The following is a 2642-nucleotide window of genomic DNA, read 5'->3' as shown; positions in this document are numbered from 1 at the left end:
GGTCGGGCGCACGGCCGACGGGCACACCCGTGAGCCGTGCCCCGGACGTCGGCGCGCGGTCGGCCGACCTACTTCGCAAGCCGCCGCGAACCCGACGCGCCGCACGGGACGTGCGTGAATGGTGACTCTAGGTAGTCATATCCCTGGTGGGTCGGGTGCGGCGTGGTCGCTCGCCCGTCAGGTCGAAAGCGGCGGTGGGTGGCCCGAGTTGCCCGGCCCGGAGCGGTTGACGAGCGGCCGGGTCGTCCTTAGCCTTTTACTATCATCATAGTAAAACGAAGCGAGGCGGTCGGGTGTTCACATTCCGTTTGGACGGCGCCACGGGGGTGCCCGCCTACCTCCAGATCGTGCATCAGGTGCGACGCGGCCTCCTGCTCGGATACCTGTGCGAAGGTGACCGGTTGCCCACCGTCAAGGAAGCCGTCGCCGACCTCGCGATCAACCCGAACACCGTGGTCAAGGCGTATCGACAGCTCGAACACGAGGGCCTGGTGACCGGCCGGCCCGGGCAGGGCACCTTCGTCACCGGCACCGTCGAGGCGGTCCCACCGGGCACCTACGCCGCGCTGCGCCGCTCGCTGGAGCGCTGGGTGCGGGAGGCGTACGCGGCCGGGCTCGACGACGACATGGTCACCGCCATGTTCGCCACGATCCGCGACGTCATCCGCTCGGAGCAGGTCGCGTGAGCGCCGCCTCGCGGGCCGAGCCGCCCGCGCGAGACGCCGACTGGGCGGTGGAGATGTACGGGGTCGGCAAGCGCTACCGCAAGACCTGGGCGCTGCGCGACTGCACGCTACGCCTCCCGGCCGGTTCGGTGATCGCCCTGGTGGGGCCCAACGGGGCCGGCAAGTCCACGCTCCTGCAACTGGTGACCGCGCTCCTGGAACCCACCGAGGGCGAACTGCGGGTGTTCGGCGCCAAAGTCGAGGCCGACACCGCCGAGGCACTGGAGAAGGTGGCGTTCGTCGCGCAGGACCACCCGCTGTACGCGGGCTTCACCGTCCGGGACCTGCTGCGCATGGGCCGGGTGATGAACCGCCGCTGGGATCAATCGGCCGCCGAACGCCGGTTCGACGAACTGGGCATCTCGCTCAAGAGCCGGGCCAAGCACCTGTCGGGCGGTCAGCAGGCCCAGGTCGCGCTCGCGCTCGCGCTGGCCAAGGGGGCGCCGTTGCTCGTGCTCGACGAGCCGCTCGCGAGCCTGGACCCGCTCGCCCGCCGCGAGTTCATGGCCACCGTCATGCAGGCGGTCGCCGAGATACGAGAGCGGTACGTGGCGCCTGGCGTGGACGCAGACGGTTCCGCGCACGCACTGGCTGCTGTGGCGGCTGGCCTTGGTCGTCCCGGCCGTGCTCGTCTTCTCCGGTCTGCTTTCCTGGTTGTTCACGTGGTACCGCGAGCCGTTGGACGCGGTGAGCGCCAACGGGCGGTTCGGGGCACAGGCGTTCGACCACGAAGGGGTGGTACTGCCCGCCTACACCCTCTTCGCCCTGGCCCTCGGCGCCCTCGCCGGCCTGTTGATTCGGCGCACCCTCGCCGCGGCCGTGGTCGCGCTCGGCGTCTTCCTCGCCGTCCGGATCCCGGCCGAGTCGTACCTGCGGCCCAAGTATCGGCGACCGGTGACGCTGAAGGACGTACCGGCCGAGTCCTATGCGGGCATGCGCGGTGATTGGCGCCTGGGGGACGGTTGGGTCGACGACGCGGGCCGAAGCGTGTCCAACGCGCGCATGCGGGAGATGACGACCGCAGCGCCCACGGACCTGGACGCTTACGTCGCCTACCTGCGCGAGCACGGCCTGCACTGGTGGGTGCGCTACCAACCCGCGGACCGCTTCCGATACTTCCAACTCGTCGAAGCCGGCCTCTACGCCGGCCTCGCCCTGGTGCTGCTCGCCGTCACGCTGGAGCGTTTGCAGCGCAGCGCCGCGTGACGGTCGCCCCCGTCAGGTGCGCAGCAGGCGCAGTTGTTCGGTGATGGTGTCCACGCCTCGGTAGGTCAGCCCGACCAGGGCCACGTGCTTCCAGCGCAGGACGCCCTGTGCGTCGATCACGAACACCGCCCGGCGCAGGCCGCTGCCGAGTCCGATGCCGTAGTCGGCGATCACCGTGTGCGCGGTGTCGGCGAGCAGCGGCATGCGAAGGTCGTGCTTGCGGGCGAAGCGTTCGTGGCTGTCGAGGTCCTGGGCACTGATACCCCAGACCACGGCATCCAGTTCGGTGAAACGTTCGAACCCGGAGGAGTACGAGCACAACTGCTTCGTGCAGACGGCCGTGTCGTCGCCCGGGTAGAAGGCCAGCACCACCGGCCGGCCGCGCTGGGCGGACAAGGTGAGCGGCGCGCGCTCGACCTTGCCGTCGGTCAGGTGTACGGACTGGAGGGTGAAGTCCGGGGCGGGGGCGCCGAGCTCGGGTGACTTGGACACGTCGGGGGCTCCTCTGGCGGGCCTGGTGGGGCGGCGGGAGAGCGACGTTACCGCTACGGGGGCTTGCCCTACGCCGCTGCCCGGGCGCACCCGCCGGCAGGCGCCCGGCCGGCGGCCCGCGCACGCCGACGAACCGGTCGGGTGGTGCACCGGCGAGTCCCTGCCGTGCCGGGCCCGGATCCGGCACCATGACGGAATGAGCCGCGTGGAGAAAGCCCC

Annotated in this window: 3 protein-coding genes and 1 pseudogene; 3 read left to right on the top strand and 1 reads right to left on the bottom strand. The window is 70.9% G+C overall.

The window, feature by feature from the left end:
• The first annotated feature begins 293 nt into the window (after positions 1-293).
• From GT354_RS22945 to GT354_RS54355, 3 genes and pseudogenes are all read left to right on the top strand, one after another.
• A complete protein-coding gene (locus GT354_RS22945) occupies positions 294-686 on the top strand; it encodes a GntR family transcriptional regulator (RefSeq protein ID WP_161358261.1) in 393 nt (130 codons plus the stop codon).
• A 53-nt stretch (positions 687-739) separates the two neighbouring features.
• Positions 740-1138 (top strand): annotated as a pseudogene (locus tag GT354_RS54360) (ATP-binding cassette domain-containing protein); the annotation flags it as partial.
• A 196-nt stretch (positions 1139-1334) separates the two neighbouring features.
• Positions 1335-1931 carry a hypothetical protein gene (locus tag GT354_RS54355; protein ID WP_237535356.1) on the top strand — a complete coding sequence of 199 codons (597 nt, stop codon included), beginning with the start codon at positions 1335-1337 and terminating at the stop codon, positions 1929-1931.
• A gap of 12 nt (positions 1932-1943) precedes the next feature.
• Here the strand turns inward: GT354_RS54355 and GT354_RS22930 are convergent, their stop codons facing one another.
• Positions 1944-2423, bottom strand: coding sequence for a peroxiredoxin (locus tag GT354_RS22930; RefSeq protein ID WP_161358259.1), 480 nt, complete (start codon positions 2421-2423; stop codon positions 1944-1946).
• Between the last annotated feature and the right edge of the window lie 219 nt (positions 2424-2642).

The organism is Streptomyces sp. SID3343 (assembly GCF_009865215.1).
In the GTDB taxonomy this organism is placed as follows: Bacteria; Actinomycetota; Actinomycetes; order Streptomycetales; family Streptomycetaceae; genus Embleya.
Note: the sequence above shows the minus strand (reverse complement) of the source record. Positions and strands in the feature narration are given on the sequence as shown.